24 protein-coding genes, 1 tRNA gene and 5 pseudogenes are annotated in these 26792 nt (G+C 65.7%); 10 read left to right on the top strand and 20 right to left on the bottom strand.

The genetic code is table 11. The annotated features are described in order from the left end of the window. Positions 1-195: 195 nt before the first annotated feature. From E3T41_RS12355 to E3T41_RS19055, 8 genes and pseudogenes are all read right to left on the bottom strand, one after another. Positions 196-1419 (bottom strand): acetyl-CoA C-acetyltransferase, encoded by a 1224-nt coding sequence (locus E3T41_RS12355; RefSeq protein WP_134478811.1) that lies wholly within the window; start codon positions 1417-1419, stop codon positions 196-198. A gap of 61 nt (positions 1420-1480) precedes the next feature. Further along, positions 1481-2155, bottom strand: a complete 675-nt coding sequence (locus E3T41_RS12350) for a 3-oxoacid CoA-transferase subunit B (protein ID WP_104131405.1) — start codon at positions 2153-2155, stop codon at positions 1481-1483. Then, positions 2155-2949 carry a CoA transferase subunit A gene (locus E3T41_RS12345; RefSeq protein ID WP_092451006.1) on the bottom strand — a complete coding sequence of 265 codons (795 nt, stop codon included), beginning with the start codon at positions 2947-2949 and terminating at the stop codon, positions 2155-2157. The genes E3T41_RS12350 and E3T41_RS12345 overlap by 1 nt, the downstream gene beginning before the upstream one ends. A gap of 14 nt (positions 2950-2963) precedes the next feature. Next, positions 2964-4271, bottom strand: coding sequence for an alpha/beta fold hydrolase (locus E3T41_RS19070; protein WP_134478809.1), 1308 nt, complete (start codon positions 4269-4271; stop codon positions 2964-2966). Continuing rightward, complete coding sequence (locus E3T41_RS12335) at positions 4268-4531, bottom strand: hypothetical protein (protein ID WP_092451010.1); 264 nt, start codon at positions 4529-4531, stop codon at positions 4268-4270. The genes E3T41_RS19070 and E3T41_RS12335 overlap by 4 nt, the downstream gene beginning before the upstream one ends. Next, on the bottom strand, positions 4528-5940 hold the full coding sequence (locus E3T41_RS19065; RefSeq protein ID WP_370257608.1) for a lyase family protein: 1413 nt from the start codon (positions 5938-5940) through the stop codon (positions 4528-4530). Before E3T41_RS19065 ends, E3T41_RS12335 begins: the two co-directional genes overlap by 4 nt. After that, positions 5933-6238 (bottom strand): annotated as a pseudogene (locus E3T41_RS19060) (protocatechuate 3,4-dioxygenase subunit beta); the annotation flags it as partial. The pseudogene E3T41_RS19060 and the gene E3T41_RS19065, both read right to left, overlap by 8 nt. Positions 6239-6244: 6 nt before the next feature. Continuing rightward, positions 6245-7468, bottom strand: a pseudogene (locus E3T41_RS19055) (FAD-dependent monooxygenase); the annotation flags it as partial. Between the two features lie 197 nt (positions 7469-7665). On the opposite strand from E3T41_RS19055, the gene pabB reads away from it, so the two are divergent. The 3 genes and pseudogenes from pabB (at position 7666) to E3T41_RS19045 (ending at position 9604) form a co-directional block, all read left to right on the top strand. Further along, the gene (gene pabB / locus E3T41_RS12315; RefSeq protein WP_134478803.1) at positions 7666-9114 is read left to right on the top strand and encodes an aminodeoxychorismate synthase component I; all 1449 of its coding nucleotides are present in this window, start codon (positions 7666-7668) and stop codon (positions 9112-9114) included. Between the two features lie 36 nt (positions 9115-9150). After that, positions 9151-9321 (top strand): annotated as a pseudogene (locus E3T41_RS19050) (PadR family transcriptional regulator); the annotation flags it as partial. 73 nt (positions 9322-9394) lie between these two features. Further along, positions 9395-9604 carry a hypothetical protein gene (locus E3T41_RS19045; RefSeq protein WP_369828601.1) on the top strand — a complete coding sequence of 70 codons (210 nt, stop codon included), beginning with the start codon at positions 9395-9397 and terminating at the stop codon, positions 9602-9604. A 113-nt stretch (positions 9605-9717) separates the two neighbouring features. Here the strand turns inward: E3T41_RS19045 and E3T41_RS12305 are convergent, their stop codons facing one another. The 6 genes from E3T41_RS12305 to E3T41_RS12280 all read right to left on the bottom strand — a co-directional run bounded on the left by E3T41_RS12305 (position 9718) and on the right by E3T41_RS12280 (position 15659). After that, positions 9718-11316, bottom strand: a complete 1599-nt coding sequence (locus E3T41_RS12305) for a 5-guanidino-2-oxopentanoate decarboxylase (protein ID WP_104131400.1) — start codon at positions 11314-11316, stop codon at positions 9718-9720. Next, complete coding sequence (gene speB, locus E3T41_RS12300; protein ID WP_134478801.1) at positions 11313-12281, bottom strand: agmatinase; 969 nt, start codon at positions 12279-12281, stop codon at positions 11313-11315. The genes E3T41_RS12305 and speB overlap by 4 nt, the downstream gene beginning before the upstream one ends. A gap of 26 nt (positions 12282-12307) precedes the next feature. Further along, positions 12308-13072, bottom strand: a complete 765-nt coding sequence (locus tag E3T41_RS12295; protein ID WP_134478799.1) for an amino acid ABC transporter ATP-binding protein — start codon at positions 13070-13072, stop codon at positions 12308-12310. After that, positions 13069-13992, bottom strand: a complete 924-nt coding sequence (locus E3T41_RS12290; RefSeq protein WP_241991155.1) for an amino acid ABC transporter permease — start codon at positions 13990-13992, stop codon at positions 13069-13071. Before E3T41_RS12290 ends, E3T41_RS12295 begins: the two co-directional genes overlap by 4 nt. Beyond that, positions 13989-14915, bottom strand: coding sequence for an ABC transporter substrate-binding protein (locus E3T41_RS12285; RefSeq protein ID WP_104131397.1), 927 nt, complete (start codon positions 14913-14915; stop codon positions 13989-13991). Before E3T41_RS12285 ends, E3T41_RS12290 begins: the two co-directional genes overlap by 4 nt. A 195-nt stretch (positions 14916-15110) precedes the next feature. Then, complete coding sequence (locus tag E3T41_RS12280; protein WP_134478797.1) at positions 15111-15659, bottom strand: helix-turn-helix domain-containing protein; 549 nt, start codon at positions 15657-15659, stop codon at positions 15111-15113. A gap of 361 nt (positions 15660-16020) precedes the next feature. Between E3T41_RS12280 and E3T41_RS19040 the strand changes: the two are divergent. The 4 genes and pseudogenes from E3T41_RS19040 to E3T41_RS12265 form a co-directional block, all read left to right on the top strand. After that, a pseudogene (locus E3T41_RS19040) lies at positions 16021-16158 on the top strand (hypothetical protein); the annotation flags it as partial. Further along, a complete protein-coding gene (locus E3T41_RS19035) occupies positions 16139-16345 on the top strand; it encodes a DUF6855 family protein (RefSeq protein ID WP_369828600.1) in 207 nt (68 codons plus the stop codon). The pseudogene E3T41_RS19040 and the gene E3T41_RS19035, both read left to right, overlap by 20 nt. A gap of 55 nt (positions 16346-16400) precedes the next feature. Next, positions 16401-18614, top strand: a complete 2214-nt coding sequence (locus E3T41_RS12270; RefSeq protein WP_134478795.1) for a hypothetical protein — start codon at positions 16401-16403, stop codon at positions 18612-18614. A 573-nt stretch (positions 18615-19187) separates the two neighbouring features. Continuing rightward, complete coding sequence (locus E3T41_RS12265; protein WP_134478793.1) at positions 19188-19610, top strand: hypothetical protein; 423 nt, start codon at positions 19188-19190, stop codon at positions 19608-19610. A 121-nt stretch (positions 19611-19731) separates the two neighbouring features. Here the strand turns inward: E3T41_RS12265 and E3T41_RS12260 are convergent, their stop codons facing one another. Continuing rightward, positions 19732-20388: a response regulator transcription factor gene (locus tag E3T41_RS12260; RefSeq protein ID WP_104131392.1), complete on the bottom strand. Its 657-nt coding sequence runs from the start codon at positions 20386-20388 to the stop codon at positions 19732-19734. Next, positions 20385-21458: pseudogene (locus E3T41_RS12250) on the bottom strand (sensor histidine kinase). The gene E3T41_RS12260 and the pseudogene E3T41_RS12250 overlap by 4 nt, the downstream one beginning before the upstream one ends. 118 nt (positions 21459-21576) lie before the next feature. On the opposite strand from E3T41_RS12250, the gene E3T41_RS12245 reads away from it, so the two are divergent. Together E3T41_RS12245 and E3T41_RS12240 are read left to right on the top strand one after the other, a co-directional pair. After that, on the top strand, positions 21577-22557 hold the full coding sequence (locus tag E3T41_RS12245) for a serine protease (protein ID WP_174775300.1): 981 nt from the start codon (positions 21577-21579) through the stop codon (positions 22555-22557). Continuing rightward, a complete protein-coding gene (locus E3T41_RS12240) occupies positions 22538-22759 on the top strand; it encodes a hypothetical protein (RefSeq protein WP_092451027.1) in 222 nt (73 codons plus the stop codon). Before E3T41_RS12245 ends, E3T41_RS12240 begins: the two co-directional genes overlap by 20 nt. Positions 22760-22857: 98 nt before the next feature. Here the strand turns inward: E3T41_RS12240 and E3T41_RS12235 are convergent, their stop codons facing one another. Both E3T41_RS12235 and E3T41_RS12230 read right to left on the bottom strand, forming a co-directional pair. After that, on the bottom strand, positions 22858-23508 hold the full coding sequence (locus tag E3T41_RS12235) for a CoA transferase subunit B (protein ID WP_092451029.1): 651 nt from the start codon (positions 23506-23508) through the stop codon (positions 22858-22860). A 3-nt stretch (positions 23509-23511) separates the two neighbouring features. Next, complete coding sequence (locus E3T41_RS12230; RefSeq protein ID WP_092451031.1) at positions 23512-24240, bottom strand: CoA transferase subunit A; 729 nt, start codon at positions 24238-24240, stop codon at positions 23512-23514. 342 nt (positions 24241-24582) lie between these two features. Here E3T41_RS12230 and E3T41_RS12225 point away from each other — a divergent pair, with 342 nt between their 5' ends. After that, positions 24583-25365: an IclR family transcriptional regulator gene (locus tag E3T41_RS12225; RefSeq protein ID WP_241991154.1), complete on the top strand. Its 783-nt coding sequence runs from the start codon at positions 24583-24585 to the stop codon at positions 25363-25365. Between the two features lie 288 nt (positions 25366-25653). On the opposite strand, the gene E3T41_RS12220 is transcribed toward E3T41_RS12225, so the two are convergent. Then, a tRNA-Ala gene (locus tag E3T41_RS12220) sits at positions 25654-25726 on the bottom strand. Between the two features lie 65 nt (positions 25727-25791). Beyond that, on the bottom strand, positions 25792-26721 hold the full coding sequence (locus E3T41_RS12215) for a hypothetical protein (protein WP_092451034.1): 930 nt from the start codon (positions 26719-26721) through the stop codon (positions 25792-25794). Positions 26722-26792 lie beyond the last annotated feature (71 nt).

Raw genomic sequence — 26792 nt, 5'->3', positions numbered from 1 at the left:
TCCCCGCACACACGAGATCAATGAACTCAGTGCGAGTATTCGGCGGAAACAACTTGACCATAAAACGCTCCAATCACTAGAGCGTTGCTACGACCATATGACTTTGCCGGGGGTTCTCGGGCCGAAACTCACGGGTCAATGGGGGGAACTCACGGTTCGCTGACGGCAGACCAGGTCTTCGCCAACCGGATGTCGTTAGGCGCGCTCGAAGATGGCCGCGAGTCCCTGCCCACCGCCAATACACATGGTTTCGAGGAGGTAACGGCCTTCGGTACGCTGCAGGTGGCGGGCGGCGGTGGCGAGGACACGTGCGCCGGTGGCGCCGACCGGGTGGCCGAGCGAGATGCCCGAGCCGTTGACGTTGGTGCGGGCCCAGTCTTCCGGGGTGAAGTTCCACTCCCGGCTGACGGCGAGTACCTGCGCGGCGAAGGCCTCGTTGAGTTCGATCAGGTCGATGTCGGCCAGGGTCAGGCCGGCACGCTCCAGCGCGAGCTTCGTCGCCGGCACCGGGCCGAGGCCCATGCGGGAGGGTTCGACGCCGGCCCGTGCCCAGGACGCGAGCCGCACCAGAGGGGTCAGGCCGAGCTCGGCCGCCCGCTCCGGGATGGTCACGATGCACGCGGCGGCCGCATCGTTCTGCCCGCTGGCGTTGCCGGCGGTGACGGTGGCGGCGGCATCCGTTTTGCCCATGATCGGTTTCAGGCCGGCGAGGGCTTCGAGGGTGGTTTCGCGCGGGGTTTCATCGACCGAGACGACGATGGGGCCCTTGCGTCCGGGCACGGTGACCGGCACGATCTCGTCCACGAAGCGGCCGTCGGCGACGGCGGCGAGGGCGCGGCGTTGGGATTCGACGGCGAGCTCGTCTTGTTCGACGCGGTCGAGACTGTAGTCGCGGCGCAGGTTCTCGGCGGTTTCGAGCATGCCGCCGGGCACCGGATAGTGGCGTCCACCGGCGGTTTCGCGGCCACGGCCGAGGGCGTCCCGCAGCAGCACCCCGGCGGTTCCGGCCAGGCCCCAGCGGGAATCGACCGTGTAGATGGGGGCCTGGCTCATGACGTCCACGCCGCCGGCAATGGCGAGGTCACTGACCCCCGTCTGCACCTGCATCGCAGCGTCGAGGATGGCCTGCAGACCGCTGCCGCAACGACGATCGACCTGCACCCCGCCGACGGTGACGGGCAGGCCCGCGTTGAGGGCGGCGACGCGGGCGACCGGCGCGGCCTCGGCCGTGGGGTAGGCCTGGCCGAAGATGACGTCGTCGACGACGGCACCGTCGAGGCCGGTGCGTTCCATCAGCGCGACAATGACGGCCGCGGCGAGGTCGGCCGGCGCGACGGTTTTGAACGCGCCGCCGAAGCGGCCGATCGGGGTGCGAAGCGGTTCGCAGATGACGATCTGGCGGAGGGTGGTGATGGTCATGCGGCGGCTCCGTTGCTGAGGATGGTGGTATGGGTGGTGAGGACGGTCGCGGCGACGAGCATCATTCGGCAACGCCGAGCAGCGTCGTGATCGTGGTTGGCGGGGTGGGCACGAGCAGGGTCGCCTCGGTGGCGGCCTGCACCGCCAGGGCGGTGACGCCGGGCGCGACCTCGCGCAGCACAAGCCCCTCGGGAGTGACGTCGATCACGGCGAGGTCGGTGATAATGCGGGTGACGACGGCCTTGCCGGTTAAGGGCAGGTCACAGACCTCTTTGATCTTGAACTCGCCCGTCTTGGTCACGTGTTCCATCACGACGATCACGGTGTCGGCGCCGTGCACCAGGTCCATCGCACCGCCCATACCCTTGATCATCTTGCCGGGCACCGCCCAGTTGGCGATGTCACCGACCACACTGACCTGCATGGCGCCGAGCACGGCCACGTCGATCAGGCCGCCGCGAATCATGCCGAAGCTCTGTGCCGAGTCGAAGTACGCGGCGCCGGGATTGACGGTGACGGTTTCCTTTCCGGCGTTGATGAGCTTGGGATCGGCCTCACCATCCCACGGGTAGGGTCCGACGCCGAGCACCCCGTTTTCGGAGTGCAGCACGACGTGCACCCCCTCGGGCAGAAAGTTCGGAATGAGGGTCGGCAACCCGATGCCCAAATTGACATAGGAATCGGGGGCGAGCTCCTGGGCGGCGCGGGCCGCCATCTCATTACGCGTAAGGGCCATCAGTTCGCTCCAATTTCAGACGAAGGCCGCGGCCGCGTCGTCGTTTTCTCGATCGGCAGGTCGGCGGCGTCCACCGCGCCGAGCTGCACGATGCGGTTCACGTAGATGCCGGCGAGGTGCACCTCGTCCGGGTCGATCTGCCCCGGTTCCACCAGTTCGTCGACCTCGGCGATGGTGATCCGGCCGGCCATGCCGGCGACCGGGTTGAAGTTGCGGGCCGATTTCTCGAACACCAGGTTGCCGTGCCGGTCGCCCTTCGCGGCCCGCACCAGGGCATAGTCGGTGACGATGGCCTCTTCCAGGACGTATTCCTTCTCGCTGCCGAGCGAAGAGAAGCGTCGTGTCTCCTTCGGCGGCGATGACACCGTCACCTCGCCATCCGGGCCGTAGCGCCACGGCAGTCCGCCGTCGGCGACCATGGTTCCGACGCCACTCGCGGTGTAGAACGCGGGAATTCCGGTGCCGCCAGCCCGCAGCCGTTCGGCGAGGGTGCCCTGCGGCGTCAGCTCGACCTCGAGTTCACCACCGAGGTAACGGCGAGCGAAGTCCTTGTTCTCGCCGATATACGAGGCGATGACCCTGGCTATGCGGCCCTCCCGAAGGAGTTCGCCGAGCCCCCAGCCGTCGACGCCGCAGTTGTTCGAGGCGACGTGCAGGTTGGTGCTGCCGAGGGCGAGCAGCGCGCGAATGAGCACGATCGGCACGCCGACCAGGCCGAAGCCACCGACGGCGAGCGAGGCCCCGTCGGGGATGTCAGCGACGGCGGCCGCGGCGGAGGGATAGGTCTTGTCCATGGTGCTTGGGTCCTTTAGCTCGGCCGAATGGCGGTGTCGTCGGGCGTGGTCGCGTCGGTATCGGGTTCGGTGGCAGCCGCATCGAGCCCGGCGAAGGTCTCCCGGGCCACGGCGAACGCGGCGTTGGCGGCGGGTACGCCCGTATAGATAGCGGTGTGCAGGATGGCTTCGCTAACCTCGGCGCGGCTCAGCCCGTTGGTCAGGGCCGCGCGCACGTGCATCGCGAGCTCGCCCTCATGCCCGCCGGTGACGAGCGCGGCGATGGTCAGGAAGCTGCGAGTACGACGGTCGAGCCCCGGCCGCGTCCATACTTCGCCCCAGGCATAGCGCGTGATGAAGTCCTGAAACACCGCGGTTTCGGGGGTGATCGCAGCCGTGGCCGCATCGACGTGCATATCGCCGAGAACCGCGCGACGCACGAGCACGCCGTCCGCATAAGCGGATGCCGCGGTGCGGTCAGCCGATAGCGGCTCGGCCGAGTCGCTGGGTCGCCTTGCGGACGAGTCGCCCGCAGAAGCCCCCGCGGCTCCGGCCCGGGCCGAAGCGCCGGCCAGCCATTCCCCGAGCAGTGCGCCAACCTCGATCGGCTGCTCGAGCGCCGGCAGGTGCGCGACCCCGGCGATCTCCACGGCACGGGCGCAGGGAATGCGCGCCGCCAGCTCCTGCAACTGCACGGTCGGTGTCACCGTATCGAGTTCGCCCGACACGCACAGGACGGGCGTGCGGATAGCGCTGAGTGCATCCGTTTGATCGAAAATAGCGAGCGCTTCACAAGCGAGCGCATAGGATTCGTCGTCGATGTCGAGCAGCGCATCGAGCGCGTTTGATCCGGCCTTGGGGTCGCGACCGAGAAAGTCGGGGGCGAACCAGCGACTGGCGCTGCCGATAATGAGCGAGGAGGTGCCGCTCGCGCGTACGCCGGCGGCTCGATCGGTCCAGGCCTCCGCGGTGCCGATTGTTGCGCCGGAGCAGAACACCGCGAGGCTCGTCAGGCGGCTCGGGTGGTTCACAGCCAGGGCCAGGCCGATGGCCCCGCCGAGCGAGATTCCGGCGTAGTGAAAGCTGTCGACGCCGAGGGAGTCGACCAGGCCGACGACGGCGTCGGCGATCTCCTCGATCGTGAACTCTGCGGTCGCACGAGGACTGAACCCGTGCCCGGGCAGGTTGAAGCTGAGTACCCGGTGGGTCACGGCGAGCGTCGGCACGACGCCGGCCCAGAGGTCGGCCGTGGTGCCGAGCGAGGGGCCGAGAACGATGAGCGGCGCGTTGGCGTCGCCGGTCGCGGCCGGCTCGATGGTGCACAGGATGACGGGCTGGCTCATGAAATCCTTACGTCTTTGTTGGAGTGGGCTGCGCCGGTGCCTGCTTCGACCATATCGGTTGCGGCGGCTGCCTCGGCACGCCGCTTCACGGCATCCGCTCGCTGCCGGAACGCGCGCACGACGCGGTCGATGCCCGCCGCCGACTGCCCCGGCTGGCCCTCATAGTCGAAGGCCGCCCAGATCTGCGCGCGCAGTTCGTCGGAACAGCCCTCGGCGATGAGGATGCTCGCGAGCACGACCTGCAGCGGCCGGTTGGTCACGAAGGCCTCCTGCGAGGCGCGCTCGACCAGCGAAAACGCGGTGGTCTTGCCGACGGTCTCGGCCAGAATTGTGGTGACCCGTTCGCTGAACAGGAGTCCGTCGGTGACGTCGAGGTTGGCGCGCATGCGCTCCGGGTCCACGTCGAGGCGAGCGACGCGGCGCCGGTCACCGCCGAGATCGTGAGCCGTTCGAGCACACGCAGCGACTGCCATTCGGCATGCCGGGCCCCGCTCGGCCGATGGTCTTCGGCGAGCATGCTGCCATAGAGAGTGGATGCCAGACCCGGCGTTTGCAGCGCAGCCGCCGTGATCAGCACGGCGGACACCGGGTTGCGTTTGTGCGGCATGGCGCTGGAACCACCCTGGCCGGGAGCGAGACGCTCGCTCACCTCGGCGATTTCGGTGCGTACGGCGAAGTTGCCGACCCCGCCGCCGAACTGCACGGGCAGGGTGTCGCTGTTGTCCTGGCTGGTCGCGCCGACGTGAATGTGGTCGGATGCTCCGGCCCTCACCTTCTCGGCGGCGCGGCCGAGGTGCTTCACGAACGGGATCACGGGGTTGCCGCCGCCCCTGGCCTCGACAGCGATCGCACCGAGGTCGAACTGGCTCGCGTCCCCGAGTGCATCGCAGACCGCGAGCATCCACTCGGGGGCAAGCTCGGCGTCGACGAGCGCCCGGGTGAGCGCGAGCGCGGCGTCGACCATTGCCTGCAGCCGCGCCTGGTCGCGGGTCAGCTCGGATTCCCGACTGCCGTGGCTCAGCGGGTTGAGCAGCCCGGCATCAAAGCTGTGGTCAGGCATCAAAGTCCAAAAAAACGGTCTCGTTCTCGCCCTGCACGCGAATATCAAAGCGGTACGACTCGGCTCCTCCGACGATTCCCTCTGAGACGCAGATAAGCGTGCTGCGGCGGTCGACCGGAACCGCGCTGAGCACGGCGTCGGTCGCGTGCAGCACGGCGTCCTCGGCGAAGTAGGCCCGGGTGAAGAGAGGTGGTGCGTGACACCGCGCGCGAACACCGTCACCAGGATGTAGGGCGCTGCTGCACCGGCTGCACCGGGCTTGACCGTCGTGAAGGTGTAGTTGCCAGCGATCGTGGTCGCACGCCGGCTGAAGCCGGTGAAGGTGAACCCGTCGCGGTCGATGCTGCCACGGGAGCGGCTGAGCACGCCGCTCCCGTCGGCCTGCCAGATCTCAAGCAGGGCGTGGAGAATCGGCTCGCCGGCACCGTCGGTGACGGTGCCATGAAAGCGGATGGCGCGGGGATGGTACCCGGGGACCAGCTCCGGCCCGCCCGCAAAGGGCAGGGCGTAGCCGTAGAACGGGCCGATCGTCTGCGACGGGGTCTGCAGAGCATGCTTCTGCGGGGTGGTGGTCTGCACGGCGGCAGCTACTTCGGCAAGGTCAGTCATGGGCTTCTTCGCTTTCCATCCAGGTGGACTTGGGTCCGGTTAGCACGATGTCCCAGGTGTAGCCGAGCGTGAACTCGGGCACGCTCAGGCTGTGGTCGTACTGCCCGATCAGGCGGGCGCGGGCATCAGCTGAGGCAATCGACTGGTAAATCGGGTCGAGCGCGAACAGCGGGTCACCCGGAAAGTACATCTGGGTAATCAGACGCCGAGTGAACGCGGTGCCAAACAGCGAAAAGTGAATGTGCGCTGGGCGCCACGCATTCACGTGGTTCTTCCACGGGCACGTCCCGGGCTTGATCAACGCGGTGAGCGCGCTCGCGAGCTGGGTGACGTCGGAGATGGCCGAGTTGAGACCCTTCGCGCCGGTCGGCGGCACGATGTGGCCGGCGTCGCCGACCAGAAACACGTTGCCGTAGGCCAGGCGGGAGACCACGAAGCTGCGCATCGGGGTGATCGATTTGTCGGTGATCGGGCCTTCGTTCAGGGTCCAGCTGGGCGTGCCGAGCCGGGCGTGCAGCGCCTCCCGGATGCGCCCGTCCGACCAGTTCTTGATATCGTCGGCCGGGTCGACCTGCAGGTAGAGGCGGGAGACGACCGGCGAACGCATCGACAGCATCGCGAAACCGTCTTCGTGCAGCGCATAGATCAGCTCGTCGGAGGCGGGTGCAACGTCAGCGAGGATGCCGAGCCAGGCGTAGCGGTAGCTACGGTCGAACAGGGTGATTTCTTCGCTGGGAATCGACGCCCGGCAGATGCCGTGAAAGCCGTCGGCGCCCACGTCGAAGTCGGCGTCGATGGTGTGGTGCTCGCAGTCGTGCACGAAGGTCACGCGCGGGGTCGACCGTTTCGGTCGTGCTAGTGCCGCCAACGAGCTTGAGCCAGCCGCCATCTCCTGAGACATGCGGGCGATCCCGGTCAGGCGAATTTCCGCCAAACGCTTGCGCACCGCCTCGGGCTCGGTGACCGTGCGCGGCAGAAAGCGCTCGAGGCTCGCGGCGAGATACCGCTGCACCACGTCCGGCGGAGCGTGCGCCAGCAGCACCAGCCCCACCCCGGTCGAGCGCAGCGGTAGGCGAGCGCCGACCCGCGAGATCAAGCGAACCGAGTGGTGGCCCGAGAGCTTTTCCAGGTACAGAGCGTCGCGCCCGTCGAGGATGGCGAGGTGCACGTGTTCCCGCGTCGTCTCATACAGGTCTTCCAGGTAGGGCAGCGCGATCGTGCGCAGGTTGCGGGCGGTCGGCGTCTGCACCCCGAGCTCCCACAGTTTCATGCCGAGCGAGTCCTGCCCATTCTCGTGCTTACTCAGGCCGCCCCAGCTCACCCACTCGGCGACAGGCCCGTGCGTGGTGGAGAGCGGCAGGCCAGCACGTTGGGCAATGGCCGTCAGGGTCAGGGTGAGCGACGTCGCCCCGGCGGGCGCTGCGAACGCGTCGAGAATGGCGAAGAGCCTGGCCGCGACGGAACGATCGTCGACGGGGAGCGCAAGCTCCCCCTCGGGTTGCCGAGACCGCGCGGGTTTTCCTGACATCGATCCCCACGCGACTCGAAACCGGGGCTTCACCGAACTGGAGTTGTGTCGTGCGGGCCGAGGCCCTGCCGCCGTTTTCGTGGAGCGTGCGCCGCTGCGCTTTTACCTCGCAGATATGATTTATCTGAACCTCGTTGCCAACGCGCGCTCGGGACAATCTGGTTGCAATGCACGGTGGCATCTGAAAAGGGGGAATCATGACCGGGTTGCAGGAACGGCTGCTGCAACCAGCAGACGCGGTGACCTGTCGAGAGATTGTTCTGGACTTCTGGGTCGACCCCGAACTCGTATTCCTGCGTCTCCTGAAGTCTGAGAAAAACGCCTTTTGGCTTGATAGCGGGTTCGAAGCAGAGACCGGGGTGAGCTACCTGGGATTGCCCTCGCCATCGGCCCCGGTGGTCACGGCGTCCGGCGCCGGCGACACCGTCCTCGTCTCGGGAGTGGGCACGAGCGACAGGTTCGAGGGCTCGATCTTCGACCTGCTCCGGCTGACGACCACCAGTCGCGGAGCCGGCCCGGTGGCTGACCCGGTGGCTGACCCGGCCGACGGTCTGCGGATCGGCTGGGTCGGGTGGCTGGGTTATGAACTGGGGGCCAAAACGGTGGGGTCGCCGCGTCACGCGTCTGCCCTGCCCGACGCTGCCCTGATGTGGGCCGATCGCATTATCGCCTTCGACCACCGCGCGTCGACCATGTCCCTCCGCGTCCCCGCCGGGTCGCCGACAGCAAAGCTGTGGGTCCGGGACGTTCAGGCGACCCTCCTCTCCCTGGTCGGAAGCACGGTACCGCCGCTCCCGGAAGCCGGGCAGCCGAGGAAGGCCTCGCTACGTCATACCCACGCGGAGTACGTCGACCTGGTCGAGCAATGCCGGGATGCCATCACGGAGGGTGATGCCTACCAAATCTGCCTGACCAACGAGATCACCATCGAGGGAGCCCTGGACCCGGTCCAGACCTATCGCCGGTTGCGTCGCCTGAACCCCGCACACCATGGAGCGTTGATCCGTTTCGCCGACTTCGCGCTGTTGAGTTCCTCCCCTGAGCAGTTCCTCGAGGTGTGCCCGGACAAAACGATGACGACCCGACCGATTAAGGGTACGCGTCCCCGAGGCCGAACATCCGAAGAAGATGCCGGGCTGATCACCGAGCTGGCCGGTCATCATAAGGAGATCGCGGAGAACGTGATGATCGTGGATCTCATGCGCAATGATCTGGGTCGGGTGGCCGAAACCGGCTCGGTGCAGGTCCCCGATTTACTCCGGGTCGAATCCTACCAAAACGTGCACCAACTGGTGAGCACCATCTCGGCGAAGATCGACCCAAGACTTACCTGGGTCGACGCCGTTGAGGCATGTCTGCCGGCCGGGTCTATGACCGGAGCGCCAAAACACAGCGCGATGAGCATCATCGATCGACTCGAAGGCGGTGCCCGGGGACCCTACGCCGGCGCCTTCGGATACATGGGGGCAGACGGTCGCGTCGACCTGGGCGTGACCATTCGAAGCCTCGTAATTGGACCGACGACGACGACCATCGGCGCGGGTGGCGGCATCACCGTTTGGTCGGTAGCTGAGGAAGAGTACGAGGAAACGCTGCTCAAGGCCGCGCCGCTGCTGGCCGCCGCGTCTGCGGTGATCATCGCCTGACGAGGCCTGTCCGGTCAGGGCCGGCCCGAACTACCTATGCTTATTGTTACCAGCACGACCGAGATGGAAGTCTCCGTAAGTCTTCGCCACGCCGTGCTGGCGCTCCTTACCGTGGAACCGATGACCGGGTACGACCTGTCCAAGGCGTTCCAGGCATCCGTTTCGCACGTCTGGCATGCGTCCGACTCGCAGCTCTATCCGGAACTGCGGCGCATGGAGGCCGATGGGCTGCTGGTCGGTACCGAGGTGCCGCGGGGGCCGCGCCGAATGGCTCGAGAAAGTGCGGGAGATCGACACCGGAACCAGCGCGATGCTCGAAAAACGTCTCGCGCACGCGCCCAAGAGCGAGCACGCGAGCATCCGCGTCTACAAGCGCTACACCTACGAGGGTTTGATCGCGCGGGCTGAGCACGAGATCGAGTGGGCCGAGCGGGGACTCCGGCTCATCGACGAGCTCATCAAAGCGGATTCCGCGCCGCCGACAGACTGACCGGCGCGAGCCAACCTCGACACCGCAGCATAACTCCTGCAATTCGCACGGCCGCCAGGATCTCACCCCGGAATCACGCGGAAGTCTGCCCTAGACCTAAGGAATTGCAAGAGTTATGCCCCGGTGCTACAGACGACCTCGATGACAGTTGGGCGGTCGGCGGCGAGCGCCCGGGTGACGGCGTCGGCCAACCCGTCGAGACCGTGCAGCCGCACGCCATAGCCGTTGCAGGCCACTCCGAGCGCGGGAAAGTCCGGGCCGGAGATGTTCACACCGATCAAGTCGATTCCGCGTTCGATCTGCTGGTCGCGAATCTCGGCGAAGCCTGAGTTGTTCATGATGATGACAGGCAGAGCCAGGCCCTGTTCAGCCGCCGTGACTAGTTCCAGCCCGGTGAACTGAAACCCACCGTCGCCAACCAGCACGATGACTGGAAGTTCCGGCGCCGCCAATTTGGCGCCGATGGCCGCTGGTAGGCCGTAGCCCAGCGTCGCGTATCCGGTCGGATACAGAAACCGGTTCGGCTCATCCATCGGCCAGAAGTGCACCGTGCCGTAGTACGACACCTGCGCGCTGTCTCCGGCGACAATCGTCGCCCGGGGCAGCGCCGCGCGCAGCACCTGCTGCACCTCGCGCCACGGCGCCCCGTCAACGAGCGCGGCAACCTCAATCTCACCCCGGGCGGCCCCGGCGCGCGCCTCGCCGTCAGATCCGAGAGCGTTCCCCACCAGCGCGGTCAGCTCGGTCAGAATCGCCGCAGCCTCGCCCTCTAGCCCGATCGTGGCGGCCAGGTTCTTGTCGAGTTGCCCCGGGTCGATGTCGATGCGAATGACAGCTCCGGCCGGCGCGATCGTGCCGCCCCAGAGGTCGGAATCGCCCAGCTCCGATCCAACGATGAGCAGCACGTCGGACTCGTTCAGCAGGTTCTGCGCGGGTGCCAGCCGGATCGAGGCGCCGAGCGACAGCGTGTGGTCTTCCGGAATGATTCCCTTGCCATGCACCGTCGTGACCACCGGTGCATCCAGCAGCTCGGCCAGGCGCAGCACCTCAGCGCCGGCGCGGCGGGCGCCGCCGCCCGCGAGAATACTGATCCGACGAGATGCGCCCAGGGTGCTTGCGGCCGCAGCTATTTTCTCGGCAGACGGATGCTCGACCCGCCTGCGCGCAACGGCCGGCCCGATCTCGCCCGGCTCCCACACCTCCTCCAGGAGGTCGAGGGGAATTTCCAGGTGCACCGGCCGTGGTCGGCCGACCTGCCACCGGTCGAATATTTCGGCAATGATCGGCCCGATTTCGTCGATCTGGCTCACCCTCACGCTGTGTTCGAGCAGGGCGTTCAGGTGCCCCTGCTGATCTTTCACCTCGTGCAGCCAGCCGACGTTTTTGCCCTCGAGTCCGCGCGGAATGCCGGGTGAGATCACAAGTAGCGGAACAGAATCAGCGTAGGCGGTGGCAGCGGCCGTGGTCGCATTGGTCAGCCCCGGCCCGCTCGTGGTGATCACCACACCCGGTCGACCGGAAACCCGGGCGTACCCGTCGGCCGCGTAGCCGGCGCCCTGCTCGTGCCGCGGAGTGATGTGGCGGATGCCCGACCCGGCGAGTGCCCGATAAATCTCCAGATTGTGCGTACCCGGAATACCGAAGACGACCTCAACGCCCTCACGTAGGAGGGCCTCGACGACGGCCACCCCGCCATTGCGCACGGCGGTCATGCGCGGGCCGCCCGCGGCGTCATGGCAGAGATGAGTTCGTAGGCAACGTGGGACGCCGCCACTGCTGTGATCTGGGCGTGATCGTAGGCCGGAGCGACTTCGACGACATCGGCGCCGACCAGATTGACCGAACGTAGGGCGCGAATAATGGCGAGCAGCTCGCGGCTGGTCAACCCGCCCGCCTCTGGCGTTCCTGTCCCTGGTGCGTGGGCCGGATCAAGAACGTCGATGTCGACCGAGACGTACACCGGACGGTCGCCGAGACGGGCCAGCATCCGCTCGATAACCCGGGTGACTCCCTCGGTTTCCAGTTCGTGCCCGGCAATGATCGCGAACCCGAGGCGGGCGTCATCGGTCAGGTCGTCGCTGCTATACAGCGGGCCGCGGATACCGATATGAAGACTGGCCGTGAGGTCGATGAGCCCTTCTTCGGACGCGCGTCGAAAAGGGGTGCCGTGGGTGATGGGGGCGCCGAAGTAGGTATCCCAGGTATCTAAGTGCGCGTCGAAGTGCAGCACGGCGACCGGCCCGTGTTTCGCCGCGACGGCCCGCAGTAAGGGGAGTGCAATCGTGTGGTCGCCGCCGATGGTGACCAGCCGAGTGTCGTTCTGGCCGAGGTGTCTGGCCGCGACCTCAATCTGGGTGACGGCCTCATCGATGTCAAACGGGTTCGCCACGATATCCCCGGCATCAACGACCTGCTGGGCATTGAACGGTTCGACATCCTGCACCGGGTTGTACGGGCGCAACAGCCGGCTCGCCTCACGAACGTGAGCCGGGCCGAAGCGGGCGCCCGGCCGATAGCTCACACCGCTGTCGAACGGCACGCCGACAACGACAATGTCCGCGTGGCCGACATCCTCGAGGCGCGGCAGACGCGCGAAGGTGGCGATTCCGACAAAGCGCGGTGACAGGCTGGCGTCCGATGGTCCGACGGGGTGGAGTGGCTGGAGTGGCTGGGGCATGAGATTCCTTTGACGGGAGCGAAAGATCAGATAACTTTGGCGAGAAAACCGCGGGTGCGTGGATGCTGCGGGTCGTCGAGCATCTGCCGGGGCGGGCCCTGCTCGATCACAACACCGCCATCCATGAACACGACGCGGTCGGCGACTTCGCGGGCAAAACCAATTTCATGGGTGACGACGATCATCGTCATCCCGTCACGGGCGAGGTCCTTCATGGTGTCGAGCACCTCACCGACGAGCTCGGGGTCAAGCGCCGAGGTGGGCTCGTCGAAGAGCATGAGCGTGGGGTCGAGCGCGAGCGCCCGAGCGATGGCCACACGCTGTTGCTGTCCGCCCGAGAGCTGCGCCGGATAGAAGTCAGCGCGGTCGCCGAGATTGACCCGCTCCAGCAGCTCGTGGGCCCTTGAATCGGCGCGAGCCTTGCCCTGACGCTTCACAAAGATCGGAGCTTCGGTGATGTTCTCCAGGGCCGTGCGATGCGGAAATAGATTGAACTTTTGAAACACCATGCCGATGCCGCGACGCTGCGCCGCGATCTCGTGCGGGCGCAGTTCGTAGGTATTGCCGCGCGCTCGCCGGTAGCCGATCAGGTGCCCATCGACCCAGATCTCCCCCTGGTCGATGCGGTCGAGATGGTTGATGCAGCGCAGAAAGGTGGATTTGCCGGAACCAGACGGGCCGAGCATACAGACCACCTCGCCCCGATTGATTTCGAGGTTAATGCCGCGGAGCACCTCGAGATCGCCGAAGCTCTTGCGCACATTGACGACGCGTACGAGCGGGTCGGTCATGACGGAGTCCCCTGTCGTTCGGCCGCGCGGATGACGGGCCGTGGGCCGGTGACCGACCGGTCAAGGCGTCGTTCGATCCGCACCTGGATAATCGTGAGAATTGTGGTGAGCAGCAGGTACCAGATGCTCGCCACGATCAGCAGTGGAATCTGCTGAAAGTTGCGGGAGTAGATCAACTGCACCGCGGTGAGCAGTTCCGGCAGGCCGACCACGATCACGAGCGAGCTCAGTTTGAGCATCGAGATGGTGTTGTTCGCAATCGGGGGAAGCACAACGCGAGACGCCTGCGGCAGAATCACCCGCCGGTAGGCGAGCATACGGCTCATTCCTACCGCTTCGGCGGCTTCACTCTGGCCGGGATCGACGGACTTTATGCCGGCACGAATAATTTCGGCCATGTAGGCGGCCTCATTGAGGCCCAGCCCGAGAATTGCGGCCGTGAACTGGCTGATCAGCACGTTGGTGGGAATCTCAACAAGGGTGGGACCGAACGGGATCCCGAGGTTGATCACCGGCAGGATGGACCCGAGAAAGAACCAAAACAGCAGCTGCACCAGGATCGGCGTTCCGCGAAAGAACCAGATGTAGCCCGACGTCACAAAGCTCAGCACTCGGTTTCCCGACAGCCGCATGATGGCCAGGAGGGTGCCGAGCACAATGCCCAGAATCATCGCCACGACGGTCAGTTCCAGGGTGAGCACGAGCCCGCGCATCACCGATCGCTCAAACAGGTATCCCGCCACAAGGTCCAGGCGCAGCTTCTCGTTCGTGACCAGAAACTGCACGAACAGGGCGACGGCAACCAGAATCGCGGCAACGCCGATCCACTGGCCCGGATGGCTAACCGGAATGATCCGGCCACCATCGGCCGATTGCTCGCTCGTCATGGCCTGGGTCGACGTTGACGGGAGCGTCATCATTCCACGCCGGAGTTGATCGGGGCGCCGGTCAGCGCCTGCTTCTCCAGTCCCCACTTGGCGAGGATCTGGTCGTACACGCCCGACTCGATCACGTGCAACAAGGCGCCCTGCACGGCATCACGAAGCTCAGGGTTATCCTTGGGAACGACAATGCCAACGGGGAGCGTATCGAACGGGTCGCCAGCGAGCTCGAAGGCAGCGTTGGAGGTCTGCACCGTATAGGCGAGGGTCACGTCCAGGGCAACGGATGCGTCGGCCCGGCCGCTGGAAACGGCCTGCACGGCACTGGCCTGGTCGGGAAAGGGAAGCTTGTCGATCGCGGCTTTGCCCGCTGCCGCGCAGCTGGCCTGCAGCGAATCAATGGTCAGGTCGCCGGTGGCGCCCTTCTCCACGGACGCACTGTGGCCGCACAGGTCGTCCGGACCGCTGATCCCAACTTCGTTGCCGCTTGCGACCAGAATCGAGACACCGGACTGCAGGTAGTCGACGAAGTCGACCTCGGCTTGACGTGAGGGGGTGTCGAGAATTCCGGTGAGCGAGAGGTCGTAACGGCCAGCCGCGATACCTCCGACGATGCCGTCGAAGTTGACGTTTTCAAACTTGAAGTCCACATCGAGCACCTGGCCGAGAGCTGCGCCGAGGTCAGCATCAAAGCCGACCACGGTGGTGCCGTCAGCGTCGAAGAATTCCATCGGCGGAAAGGAGATACCGGATGCGACGTGCAGAACACCGGCGTCACGCAGGTCGGCCGGCAGTGTCGCGGCAAGGTCCACATCCGCTTTCAGCGTGTCGATGGCGGGGGCGGAGTCGGCGCCCACCGCGGAATCGTCGGTGGGCGCCGCGCATCCGCTGAGCAGAAGACCGGATGCGAGCAGTCCGGCCAGCAGAGCGGCCGTGCGCGTGGGGTGTTTCGGAGGCTGCATGGAAAATCCTTCGTCTCAACATTGAGTGACCTCTGGGAAAGAAAAGTTGCCTGGCAGGAAACTTGTCTGTGGCTATCGTGTTCGCTGGCACCCTGCAATGTCAAGTGCGAGCCAGAAAAACCATTGCTGATTGTGCCGGGTTTCGCGGCGCGCCCGACGCCCACCCTTCAGCTGGAGCGGCAGGTCGGGAGGGGCTTACGGGGCCGGGGTCATTACCCAGAGCACCGCACACTCCGCGGTGGCCGAGGCGTTGCGCCAGGTGTGCGGATCCCGGCCGCGAAAGGTCATCGCGTCGCCCTCGTCAAGCGAAAACTCCTCGTCGCCAATGGTCAGGGCCAATGAGCCACTGACCACGAAGACGAATTCCACATCACATTCCAGCACGTACAGGTCGCCACCGGCTGATCCGCCAGGCTCGATCACCGATTGAATGACCTGCAGCTGGTTTTGCGTGCCCGGCGTGACCAGATACTCCGCCGCACCCCGACCGCCGAAGTTGATCGGTGATCCAGCACCCGCACGCACGATCTGCGCGGCCGGCGGCTCGAACAGGTCGCCGACCCGCAAACCGACGGCGTCACAGATCGACACGAGTGTGGCAACGGATGGCGACACCTGGTCGCGCTCCAGCTTGCTTACGAATCCCTGGCTGATTCCGGCCACGGTCGCAACCGCTTCGAGAGTAAGCCCGCGGGTCAATCGGGCCGCACGGAGCCTGGATCCGATCGGAACTTGTCGAGCCATTCTTATCCCTACGCCTCGAGCTGCAGGGCGACGGCTCGCACCCTGCTTGTCTTCATAGTCAAGAACTATTGCACATGAGGCAAGTACGTCGCTAGTGCCTGCGGCTACCTCGTAGCGAAACCGGCGTTGTTGTCCCAGCACCAGGCACCGAGGCCGTGCACCTGCTTCTCGCCAAAAACAAGCTCACGGTCTGACATCGCCGATCGGGCGTAGCTATTCGAGGGACGATACGTCATGATGGGCGAATTGCGGTTGGTATCTCGAATCTTCAGGAGCACATCATGAGTGAAGACGTCGCTGGAACCAGCACAAGGACGACCCGTGGGTGCTGCGCACTCCGCCCGGGTCGTCGGAATACCTCATGTATCGCGACGAGGCAGCCATTCCTCCCCCCGGGCGCTGATCTGCAAGGTTGGATCAACGATCCTTATCGTACCGGCTCAGTTGCATCGAGGAGCTGCGCGCCATGCTCGCAGCGAATGGCGACTGGGTGCGGCTCGGGGCCGCCGATGAGGAGAAGGACGCCAAGCCCGACACCGTCGAGGCCCCGGGGTCGCTCGGAGAACAACCCCGTCGCCGGCTGGTACGGCCTCAAAAACGGGTTCCGCGGCCGATTCGGCATGTATGTGCCGCTGCTGCTTGCAGGCTCTCGGTCTGGCCGAGGTCGAGCACAATCCACGCAATAACCGGATGCGCGCCATTTGATCATCCTGCTGTGTTGCTACACGTAGTGTCAGCAGTATGCGTATTGCGATAATTGTTGACGGCCTCGAATCAACACGACAATTTCATTCAGACGACGGTGACGTGATCCGCCAGGCCTGCGAAAGAATTCGTATCGGTAATTCGCCGATCGAAGTCGAGATTTTTCGTGATGCTCAGGTCGACTACCTTCTCGACGGCCTGGCCGATTCCGACGTCGCCGCGCTTTTCTTTGCCTCGAACTCACTCCGCCATGCCGATGGGCACGTCGCCCAGGCCGTGAACCGGCACCGGAGCGACATCGTCAATTTCTTGAAGGCCGGGCGCGGGCTAGCGGTGTTGCACCAGTACGGCGTCACAGACCTGCCTTTAGAGATGCCAAATGGAACGACCGTTCGGTATTTCCGGGCCACACCGGGCAAGATCACACCGATGGATGCCTCCATCAGTGATCGAGACTCGGACCCATTGCTCAATTATCCCCAGCACATCGCCGATCTCGACGAGGGGCTTGCTACGACCGGACAGTTGCAAACCAAGGTTTCCTGGATGGCAGTGGACCTGAGCAACATGGAAGGTTTCGAAGCCGTCGTTCGAGGTGCCACTGGCGACATTCTCCTCAGTCGAAGCTCGGATGCCTTCGATTGGCGCGTCGTTGCGTGCGCAGTTCCATTGGACTGGCACGCGTCGGAAGGTCTGCTTCGCAACATAGCCCAGTTCATCACGACTGGCAGTCCTCAGTGTGTGGTCTGGCCGGCCGTGACGGGTACCGTCCAGTCCCCGTTGGCTCCGGCGCTCTCTCAGCTTGGCAGCTCCTACGTGGTCAATCCGGCTCTGCACCAGGCCGCCGTGGAACGCACCGGGCCGACCGAAGAATGGCTAGTCAACCGGCCAGCGCTGCACCTCGTCAATGACATTGTTCACCCCCAGAAGATCTCCCGCGCGTGGCTGGAATCTGCCAAGGCAGGCGGTGTCGTGCTCGGCGCTGGCGCCACTTCCGATAGCGATGTCACGTTCTTCGCCGGAGTAATTGGAAGTCGGCGGCGGGAGTTCGCACAGAATTTCTTCTCCAATCTCGACAGCGACGTCAACGGGGTAAGAACGGGCACTGATATTTTCCCGCTAAGGAACCAAATTCTGGCCGCGAGTTACTTTTGCGGTTTGTTTCCCGATTTGAGAAATGTCTGGAATCCCCGCACTGACCCACTATTCACCGCTCGCCTCAGCTCACTGGTTTATCCGGACATGACAATGACCTCGGTTTTGGCAACCGTGCAGATTCTCACCAGCGTTTCCGCTCCGACAAAAGTGCTGCTAGAAGTACAGGGTCTTCTCACCTCACTAGCACCGGACGATGCGGGCACTCACGCTCTGACATCCGCTTGTCGGACTGCCATTGAGCGCGGCACCATGGACGACTTCCTCTCGACGATCGTCAAGATCGGCGACGCCGACCTGGACGCGCCGCTGGCCATTCGATTGTTGGACTGGACCGGATTTCTGAGCCTGGGGCTGGGGCTCTCCGTTGAGCAGGCCAGCCTGCACGACGTTGTCAGCCGTCTGGTTGACCATGCTGAGCCGAGCGAACGGGATGGACTCTGGATGAGCATCGAAGGCACGACCAGCGTGGTACTCGGAGTCGTTGCTGCGGTCAAAGGTTACCCGGACGGCATCGGCCTTCTTGACCGCATCACAAAGGGCCTCATGATTCTGCGAGGTGAATATGCGCAGAATCTCTCTGACCCGTCCAAGACCGACATCATGACAAGGTTGGCGCACGCGCTCGCCATTGCGGAGCAATCCAGCCCGCTCGTAATCGACCGCATCGCGGAGGCCGTGCCCCGATCAACGTACGTGTCGGGACACTCGGATTCGCGGGGGCACCACGATCATGCGGCGCGCCAAACGGAAATGCTGTCAGTGCGCAATCGCGAGGTCAATGCCTCCCTAGTACAGGCCCGCCAGTCTTTGGCGGCTCGCACTCCCATCTGGGTCTTTGGTGCGTTCTTCGTGTGGCTTCTAGCTTGCAGCTCGCTAGTCTGGCTCGGAGTTTTGGCCGGTCAAATTTACCGTTGGCCGACTGTGGCACCATTCTTGACTGCGCCGGTAGCCTTCATCTGGTTTTGGGTTGCCATTCGTCTCATCTGGGCTCTTGAACGGTTTGAGATAGTGCCCAGTTGGCTGGCTCGGCTGAGCCGTTCATTTCCGAAATTCGCGGCGAAAAAGGCCAGCCCCGGCGCCGCGCGAATCTAAGAGAATTCTCTTGCGGGTCTTGCTCCGGTCTCACCCCGGGGGCCCACACTGGGAGCACGAGTTGTCGACCGGGAGAAATCACTAACGCGCGCAGAACGCTCACACGCCCGCTGCTCTGGATCGTCGGCGCTGGAGTCGGAGCTGTTCTGCTCGTCACCCTGGCCTCGGCGCTGGCCGGGTCGCTCGCCATCGCGGAGCAGCCGGGGCGACCACTCGGCGTGCCGGCCGTGTCGGTGCAGCCGAACGGGGCACCCACTTCTGTGGCGACGCCGACGCCGAGCACCGAACCGACGGGGCCCGCAACAACCCCGGAAGTCGTTCCCGCTCAAGACCCCGTCGTCGTGGACGATAAAGGCGGCGACCGTCCCGGACACGACGACGATTCCGGCGGAAGCGGCGGGTCGGGCAGGAGCGGCTCGGGTAGTAACGGCGGCTGATCGCTGAACATGAGAGTGCTCTCATTCACCTCTCGTGTCTGCCTTATCGGGGTTCAGTTGATTGAAGGCGTGGACTAACGCCACAGAATCCATCCGCCACACTTCGGCGCAGACGAAAGGTCACCCCCTGTTCCAGATGACGAAGAAGCGCACCATCGCCCTCGCAACCCTCGGCCTGGCCGGGCTGATGTCGATCGGCGTGATTGCCGCCCAGGCCAACACGAATCCCACCGTCGTTGTCCCAACGAGCACATCGAGCACCGTTCCCAGTTCGAGCAACTCCACGGATTTTCCGGATGCACCGGACGACAGCGACGGACGCATCGGCTCCGACACCGGCACCGGCACCGGCACCGGCACCGGCACCGATGATCTCAGCGGCGCCACCGTCAATAACGACGTGAACGACGCCCCGGACGACAGCGACGCCCGCGTCGCCGGCAACTCCGGTCCCGGCACCTCGACCACGGTCGACGACTCCAGCGCCTCTGGCCGCGGCAGCAACTCTGGGCACGACGACGGCAGTGGCGACTCGGGCCACGGCAGCGAACACGAGTAGTCCACCAGCAGCCAAGCTCTTGACTACCGGGTGAGGGGGGCGCAGATCGACCTAAAACCGGCCCGGAAGGTCGATTTACGCCCCCGCAGGCACCTGGCTCCGAGACAGATGGGCTATCGACTCAGCGGAGTCGGTAGCCCATTCCGCGTATCGTCTCGATGCGTTCCGTCCCAAATTTGCCGCGCAGATAGCCGACATACACGTCGACGATGTTCGACCCGGGGTCGAAATCGTAGCCCCAGACCCGGCTGCGCAGCTGTTCCCGGCTCAACACCTGGTCGGGGTGACGCAGAAACTCCTCGGCGAGCGCGAACTCCCGCGCCGACAGATCAACCTGTCGATCCGCGACGGTTGCGCGGCGGGTGCGCAGGTCGAGCTGGAGCCTGACGACGCCGAGGACCGAGCTCGTCTCCCGCGGCGCCTCCGCCACGCGCAGGCGCACCCGGGCCAGCAGCTCGTCGAACCGAAACGGCTTCGACATGTAGTCATTGGCGCCGCCCTGCGGGCTCGCGAGGATGTCTTCGGCCGAGTCACGCGCGGTCAACACGATCACCGGCAGCTCCGAACGGTCGGCGCGCAGCTTGCGTAATACCTCGTACCCGTCGAGCCCAGGCAGCCCGATGTCCAGAATCAGCAGAGCGAACCCGCCGGTGATCGCGCAGTCGAGGGCATCCGTTCCGGTGCACACCACGACGGTGGAGAGCCCGGGAGCGGCGAGCCCCTTCTCGACGAAACTGGCGATGCGATCTTCGTCTTCGGCGATCAGAATGCGGCTCACAAGCGGATGTCCTTCGGTTCGGGTGACGCAGACGCAGGTTCACGGGGCAGGTCAATGGTGAACGTGGCACCGCCGCCGGGCGTCGCGGTGACCGCGGCCGTGCCGCCGTGCGCCTGCGCGATCGCCACGACGATGGCCAGGCCGAGGCCGGAGCCGGCCGGTCCGCGGCCGCGGGTTCCGCGCTAGAACCGGTCGAAGATGCGCGGTAGCAGCTCATCGCTGATACCCGGACCGTGGTCGCGCACCCAGAGCTGCAGGCGGGGCAGGCCAGCGGCATCCGCTGTGAGGGCGCTGCCGAGGTCGATCACCCCGGTCGGTGCACCGTGGGTGACCGCGTTCGCCGCGAGCTGCAGCAGCGCCTGGGTGAGCTTGTCGCCGTCGACCGCCACGATCACGTCAGCGGTGGCCGTGGTGACCCAGCTGTGCCCCGACAAGGCGGCCGCCTTCAGGCGCACCCGCTCGACGCGCGCGGCGATGTCGGTGGGGTGGCGCGTGGCGAGCGCCGACTGTTCGACCTGCGCAAGCGCGGAAATGTCGCGCACGAGACCACCCATGCGGTCGAGTTCGTCGATGGCGAGGTCGCGGGTGGCCAGCACATCTGCCGGGCTGTCGGACTTCATCAGCTCAAGGTGCCCGCGCACGATGGTGATCGGCGTCTTGAGCTCGTGACCGACATCGTCGAGCAGCTGGCGTTGCCCGGTGAGCGCGCCTTGCAGGCGGTCGAGCATCTCGTTCACGGTCGAGGTCAGCGCCGACACGTCGTCGTGGCCGACGACCGGAATGCGCTCGACCACGTCCGAGGCGGTGATGCGCGCGGCGGCTTCGCGCAGGCCGCGAATCGGGCGCAGCAGGCGCTCGGCCACGACCCGGCCGACCAGCCCGACCACGATCAACGTGGCGAGGCCCACGAGCAGATAGGTGCGGGACGCATCGGACACCGGCTGCAGTTCGGCGTTGAGATCGAACGCGGCGATGAAGGAGCCCTGCGCCGGGTCGCCGTCGACCGACACCGGCACGAAGACATAGCGCAGCAGCCGGCCCGGCACGGTGACGGTGCCGACCCAGATCATCTACACCCCTAATGGGCCTCCCCCATAAGGGGTAGACAGCGAGTGCACTCCTCAATATTGTGTTAATACCTGCGGCAACAAGGTCCGCTGGTTGCGATCGATAACTGGAGTGAAGCACATGATGCGAAGCAAAGTTAGAACCGGCGCCCTCTCGGCGCTTCTGATCGGCACGCTGGTCGGTGCTGGCGGTTTCCTGTCGGCCGGCGCAGCCTCGGCCGCAATCGCGCCCGAGTTGACAGGCACCACCTCGTCAGCGGATGTCGACCGCTGGGTCGTTCCGCAGACCCAACAGGGCGGTGACTACTGGACCCCGGAGCGTATGCAGTCCGCCATACCCGGCGAGGTCCTGGTACAGGACAACGTGGCAGCCGGAGCGATCGGTGCTGTCGCGGCCGGAACCACCTCCCTGGTGTCCCCGCAGGCAGCGGACTCGGACCAGTCGCCCGCAGCCACCCAGGTCTCCCCGATTTCCCACATCGGTAAAATCTTCTTCACCCTCGGCGGCACCGACTACGTCTGTTCCGGCAACGCCATCTCCGCGGCCAACGAGAACACTGTCGTCACCGCCGGCCACTGCGTCAACGAAGGCCCCGGCAATTTCGCCACACGCCTCATCTTCGTACCGGCCTACGAGAACGGCTCCGCCCCGTTCGGCCAGTGGAATGCCACCGAGCTCTACGCTCCCACCCAGTGGAGCAACAGCGGTGATATCAGCTACGACACCGGCTTCGCCATCGTCTCCTCACCCACCGGCACGTCGCTGAGCGACAGCGTCGGCGCGTCCGGAGTCACGTTCAACCAGAGCCGTGGCCTCACCTACACGGCCTACGGTTACCCGGCAGCTGCGCCCTTCACCGGCGAGACCCTGCAGTCCTGCTACGGCACGGCCAGCGCCGACCCCTACGGCCAGACCCAGTCCCAGGGAATCCCGTGCGACATGACCGGCGGCTCCTCGGGCGGCCCGTGGATGATCGGCAGCGGCTCCACCGGCCTGCAGAACTCGGTCAACAGTTTTGGCTACAACAACATCGCGAACACCATGTTCGGGCCCTACTGGGGCTCGGTCATCCAGAACGCATATGTCGCCGCGTCAGCCTGACCCGAGCGGCGCAGACCCGGTTGCCCGGCAGCGCCTCAATCCCGATGCAACCGACTGGCCCGACGCAACCGACTGGGACGACGAACGGATGCACGCGGCCCGGCCGCGCGTCATCCGCCTGAACCCCGACGGGTCGCGCGTGCACGACGCGCCAACCGAGCAATCGGAAGCCGACACGGAGACCCCGCCGCCGGCATCCTGAAACAGGGAAGGCCCCGTCCGAAACTCGGACGGGGTCTTCCCTTGCCGGAAGGCGGCAGCACGCTCCTCCTGCTCATAGCTCGGAGCAAGCTCCCCCTGCTAGCAGCTCGGAGCCAGCTCCTCGACCGTGAAGGCGGCCTCGGTGGTGTCCTCGATGTCCTGCAGGCTCACGCCGGGGGCGCGCTGCCGCAGAACGAGGCCGGTCGGCGTCACATCGAAGACGGCCGTGTCGCTGATGATGCGATCCACGACGCGTACGCCGGTCAGCGGCAGGGTGCACTCGGTGACGATCTTCGGGGTGCCATCCTTGGCGACGTGTTCGGTCAGCACGATCACGCGCGGGGTTCCGGCCACGAGATCCATCGCACCGCCCATGCCCTTGACCATTTTGCCGGGGATGGTCCAGTTGGCGAGGTCACCCTGGCCGGAGACCTGCATGGCACCGAGGATGGCGACCTTCACGTGCCCACCGCGGATCATGCCGAACGAGGTCGCCGAATCGAAGATCGACGCCCCCGGCAGTACCGTAACGGTCTGTTTGCCGGCGTTGATGAGGTCGGCATCTTCCTCGCCCTCCCACGGGAACGGCCCCATGCCGAGCAGCCCGTTCTCGCTCTGCAGCGTCACCTGAATTCCCTCGGGCAGGTTGTTGGCCACGAGCGTTGGAATGCCGATGCCGAGGTTCACGTAGTCGCCGTCGCTCAGTTCTTGCGCCGCGATCGCGGCCATTTCATCTCTGGTCCACGCCATGATCTACTCCCCTGCCTGTACGCCGGCCAGTACGGGCCGACTGCGCACGGTGCGCTGTTCGATGTCTTTGACCCGGGCCAAGGCCTGAACCAGGCGCTGCACATAGACGCCCGGAGTGATCACGTGATTCGGATCGATCTCGCCGGGCTGCACAATAATCTCGGCCTCCGCGATCGTCATAATGCCGGCGGTCGCGACCACCGGGTTGAAGTTGCGCGCGGTAAAGCGGTACTCGAGGTTGCCCAGGGTGTCGGCGCGCCAGGCCTTGACCAGTGCGACGTCGGCGACGATGCCGCGTTCCTGAAGATACGTTTCGCCGTCGAAGTCGGCGAGCGGCTTGCCCTCGGCGATGAGCGTGCCGACTCCGGTCTTGGTATAGAAGGCGGGAATTCCCGCGCCGCCGGCCCGCAACCGCTCGGCCAGGGTGCCCTGCGGACTGAACTCCACCTCGAGCATCCCCGCCAGAAACTGCTCGGCGAACAGCTTGTTCTCCCCCACATACGAGGCGATGACCTTGCGCACCTGCCCGGATTCAAGCAGCACCCCCAGGCCTTTGCCGTCGACGCCCATATTGTTCGATACGACGGTGAGATCTTTCACAGCGGATGCCCGCACCGCGTCGATGAGATCCGCCGGAATTCCGCTGAGGCCGAAGCCGCCGACCGCGAGCACCATCCCGTCGCGCAGGACGTCGTGCAGCGCCTCGCTGGCGCTGGCCTGAACCTTGGACATACGTTCTCCTCATCGAGTTGGTGTCGCGCCTGCCGCAGTGTCCACCTTGTGGACATCGGCCGATATCGTCATGCTATTCAGACCCGATAAGCCCTGTCAAACCCAAGCTTCCGTCGTTTCCACCTCGTGAACAGTAGGATATTAATCATCCACAATATGGACACAGGAGGCGAAATAATCTCTCAACCAGCCGCATCGGACGTGCCGACGCCACCCAACGGGTCGCCAGTGCCGGCCGGGCAATCAGGTCGCGATGCCTCGGTTCGCGCCGCCCGCCCAGAACGCGGCGGTCAGCCAGCTCAGAGCGCACACCCCGTCCCCGCCGCACAACCCGCACAGTCGGTGCCGGGCGCACAGGTCGCCGGCCGGATCGCCCTGCTGCTGCGCCTGGTCGGGCGCAACCCGGCCGGCACGCCCCTGGCCGAGATCGTGCGGGACTCGGGCCTGACCCGGCCCACCGTGCACCGGCTACTCACCTCGCTCGCCGCCGAGGGCCTGCTCGACCATGATGCCGTGCGCCGCACGTGGCACTACGGCCCAGAGGTGTTCGTCATGGGCACCGTCGCCGCGGCGCGCTATCCGATCGAGGAGCTGGCCCGGCCGAGCCTCGTGCGCCTGGCCGAAGCGACCGGGGAGAGCGCCTTCCTGTCCATTCGGCGCGGCGCCGAAACCGTGTGTCTGCTCCGCGAAGAGGGCAGCTTCCCCATCCGCTCCTTCGTGCTGCACGAGGGGGTGCGCTTTCCGTTGGGGGTGGCATCCGCTGGAATGGCCATTCTGGCCTACCTGCCCGAGCCCGAAGTGGATGCCCTCCTGGCCGACACAGGATCCGTCGACACCGAGACCTTCGCGGCTCGCTGGGGCGCCCAGCACTCCCCCGCGAGCATCCGCGCCAATCTCGAACGCACCCGAGTGACGGGCTATGCGGTCAACCCGGGACTCGTCCTGGAGGGCAGCTGGGGCATGGGCGCCGCGATCTTCGATCGCAGCGGTCGCCCGGGGTGGGCGCTCTCCCTCACCGGCATCGAACCACGATTCAAGCCCGAGCGGCAGAAGATTCTGGGTCAACTTCTGCTCGACGAGGCCAGCCGCATCACCCAGACCCTGCAGCGCCCCCCGATAGCCTGACCGCCCGCGCAATGCCAGTTTCGGCCCCGCGTCCCTCGTTTCCGCGCGCGACTTGACGCCGTCGGCCCCAGCACCCGTGCCGCCCTGCATGAGGTGTCATCTTCAACCCGCTGAACTCGGCCTGGCCACGCGAGGTACCACCTTTTGCCCCATGAGTCCTCGTCAAGGGGCTGTAAAGTCTCGTTGCCAATCTGACAGTTCTGTCTCACCACCTCGCCAAAGCGCACCATCCCGGACCGGGCATGAAAACAGCCCCGACCGAGGCCGGGGCTGTTCTTACAGTCTGAGTGGAGCTAAGGAGATTCGAACTCCTGACCTTCTCATTGCGAACGAGACGCGCTACCAACTGCGCCATAGCCCCAAACTGCCTTTGAAGAATATCACGGGCTGGCCGCCACTTTCGCCGCTTCCCGCCCGAGCCGCCGATTAGACGGCGCGGCGACGACGCAGCACGGCGTCGAGGTCGGTCATGCCGGGGCTGGTTTCGCCGACGATTCCCATCGACGCGAAACGGCTCGGCACCGCAGCCACCGCGGGCCTGGCGATCGGCGTGGCGGCCCGGATTGCTTCCTCGGCGAGCGCTGCGGCGCGGCGCGTGACCTCCGCCTCGGCGGCGGCCTTGCGCAGCTGATTGGCCGCTTCAACGGATGCCATCGCCGTCTGCGCAATGGATCCGCGCGAGAGATGCATCGCTCGCGGCACCGGCTGCGGCGTCCAGGTCGCCGCAGCAACCGGGGTCTCCTCAAGCTGCACGGGCTCAAAGGCCTGGCCGACCAGAACGGGCAACACCACCGGGGCGTCCACGCGCACCACACGCGCCGAACGGGCAACCGTGGCCAGCCGGCCGAGAATGCCGAACGCGGCCACCATGACAACTGCGCCACCGACCAAGGCGGTGAACGAGCCAGCCAGGGCGGGAGCGATCCCAGTCACGGCCAGCACGAATCCGGCCAGCAGAATCAGCGACACCAGGCCGCGGAAACGGCGCAGGCGCCGGAGCTTCGAAACGGGCGACTCCGCCACGCGCGGCGCAGCGGCAGCAGCGACGGCCGCAGCGGCGCGGCGAACGTCGCGGGCAGCATCCGCCACCGCTTGCGCTTCGGCTCGTTCGCTCTGCTCAGCGCGCGCCAGAACACGTTGCTGCTCGGCCACGGTGCGGGCGGTGGCTTCGAGTCGCACCTGGTGCGGCACCTCGGCGGTTTCGGCCAGGATGCGCAGCGTTTGCTGCAGCCGCACGGCGTTTTTTTCGGTCGCCTGGTACTGCTTGCGGCGCGACCAGGTGGGCATCAGGTAGGCGACCCAGAGCACGGCGGCCACCGCCACCATGACCCCGCCACCCAATGCCTCATTACTCATGTTGACAACGGTAAGAGGCGCAGCGGCCAGAGCCGATGATTACCGGTGGCGTGTCACCGAAGTTAATACGC

The sequence above is a fragment of the Cryobacterium sp. Hh38 genome, from assembly GCF_004403235.1.
Classification (GTDB): domain Bacteria; phylum Actinomycetota; class Actinomycetes; order Actinomycetales; family Microbacteriaceae; genus Cryobacterium; species Cryobacterium levicorallinum.
This window is presented reverse-complemented; position numbering and strand designations above follow the sequence as displayed.

What these genes read in the sequence shown, in the direction of transcription:
- E3T41_RS12355 (WP_134478811.1), bottom strand. Translation starts at nt 1,419, where the DNA reads ATGACCATCACCACCCTCCGCCAGATCGTCATCTGCGAACCGCTTCGC.
- E3T41_RS12350 (WP_104131405.1), bottom strand. Translation starts at nt 2,155, where the DNA reads ATGGCCCTTACGCGTAATGAGATGGCGGCCCGCGCCGCCCAGGAGCTC.
- E3T41_RS12345 (WP_092451006.1), bottom strand. Translation starts at nt 2,949, where the DNA reads ATGGACAAGACCTATCCCTCCGCCGCGGCCGCCGTCGCTGACATCCCC.
- E3T41_RS19070 (WP_134478809.1), bottom strand. Translation starts at nt 4,271, where the DNA reads ATGAGCCAGCCCGTCATCCTGTGCACCATCGAGCCGGCCGCGACCGGC.
- E3T41_RS19065 (WP_370257608.1), bottom strand. Translation starts at nt 5,940, where the DNA reads ATGACTGACCTTGCCGAAGTAGCTGCCGCCGTGCAGACCACCACCCCG.
- pabB (WP_134478803.1), top strand. Translation starts at nt 7,666, where the DNA reads ATGACCGGGTTGCAGGAACGGCTGCTGCAACCAGCAGACGCGGTGACC.
- E3T41_RS12305 (WP_104131400.1), bottom strand. Translation starts at nt 11,316, where the DNA reads ATGACCGCCGTGCGCAATGGCGGGGTGGCCGTCGTCGAGGCCCTCCTA.
- speB (WP_134478801.1), bottom strand. Translation starts at nt 12,281, where the DNA reads ATGCCCCAGCCACTCCAGCCACTCCACCCCGTCGGACCATCGGACGCC.
- E3T41_RS12295 (WP_134478799.1), bottom strand. Translation starts at nt 13,072, where the DNA reads ATGACCGACCCGCTCGTACGCGTCGTCAATGTGCGCAAGAGCTTCGGC.
- E3T41_RS12290 (WP_241991155.1), bottom strand. Translation starts at nt 13,992, where the DNA reads ATGATGACGCTCCCGTCAACGTCGACCCAGGCCATGACGAGCGAGCAA.
- E3T41_RS12285 (WP_104131397.1), bottom strand. Translation starts at nt 14,915, where the DNA reads ATGCAGCCTCCGAAACACCCCACGCGCACGGCCGCTCTGCTGGCCGGA.
- E3T41_RS12280 (WP_134478797.1), bottom strand. Translation starts at nt 15,659, where the DNA reads ATGGCTCGACAAGTTCCGATCGGATCCAGGCTCCGTGCGGCCCGATTG.
- E3T41_RS19035 (WP_369828600.1), top strand. Translation starts at nt 16,139, where the DNA reads ATGGCGACTGGGTGCGGCTCGGGGCCGCCGATGAGGAGAAGGACGCCA.
- E3T41_RS12270 (WP_134478795.1), top strand. Translation starts at nt 16,401, where the DNA reads ATGCGTATTGCGATAATTGTTGACGGCCTCGAATCAACACGACAATTT.
- E3T41_RS12265 (WP_134478793.1), top strand. Translation starts at nt 19,188, where the DNA reads ATGACGAAGAAGCGCACCATCGCCCTCGCAACCCTCGGCCTGGCCGGG.
- E3T41_RS12245 (WP_174775300.1), top strand. Translation starts at nt 21,577, where the DNA reads ATGATGCGAAGCAAAGTTAGAACCGGCGCCCTCTCGGCGCTTCTGATC.
- E3T41_RS12240 (WP_092451027.1), top strand. Translation starts at nt 22,538, where the DNA reads ATGTCGCCGCGTCAGCCTGACCCGAGCGGCGCAGACCCGGTTGCCCGG.
- E3T41_RS12235 (WP_092451029.1), bottom strand. Translation starts at nt 23,508, where the DNA reads ATGGCGTGGACCAGAGATGAAATGGCCGCGATCGCGGCGCAAGAACTG.
- E3T41_RS12230 (WP_092451031.1), bottom strand. Translation starts at nt 24,240, where the DNA reads ATGTCCAAGGTTCAGGCCAGCGCCAGCGAGGCGCTGCACGACGTCCTG.
- E3T41_RS12215 (WP_092451034.1), bottom strand. Translation starts at nt 26,721, where the DNA reads ATGAGTAATGAGGCATTGGGTGGCGGGGTCATGGTGGCGGTGGCCGCC.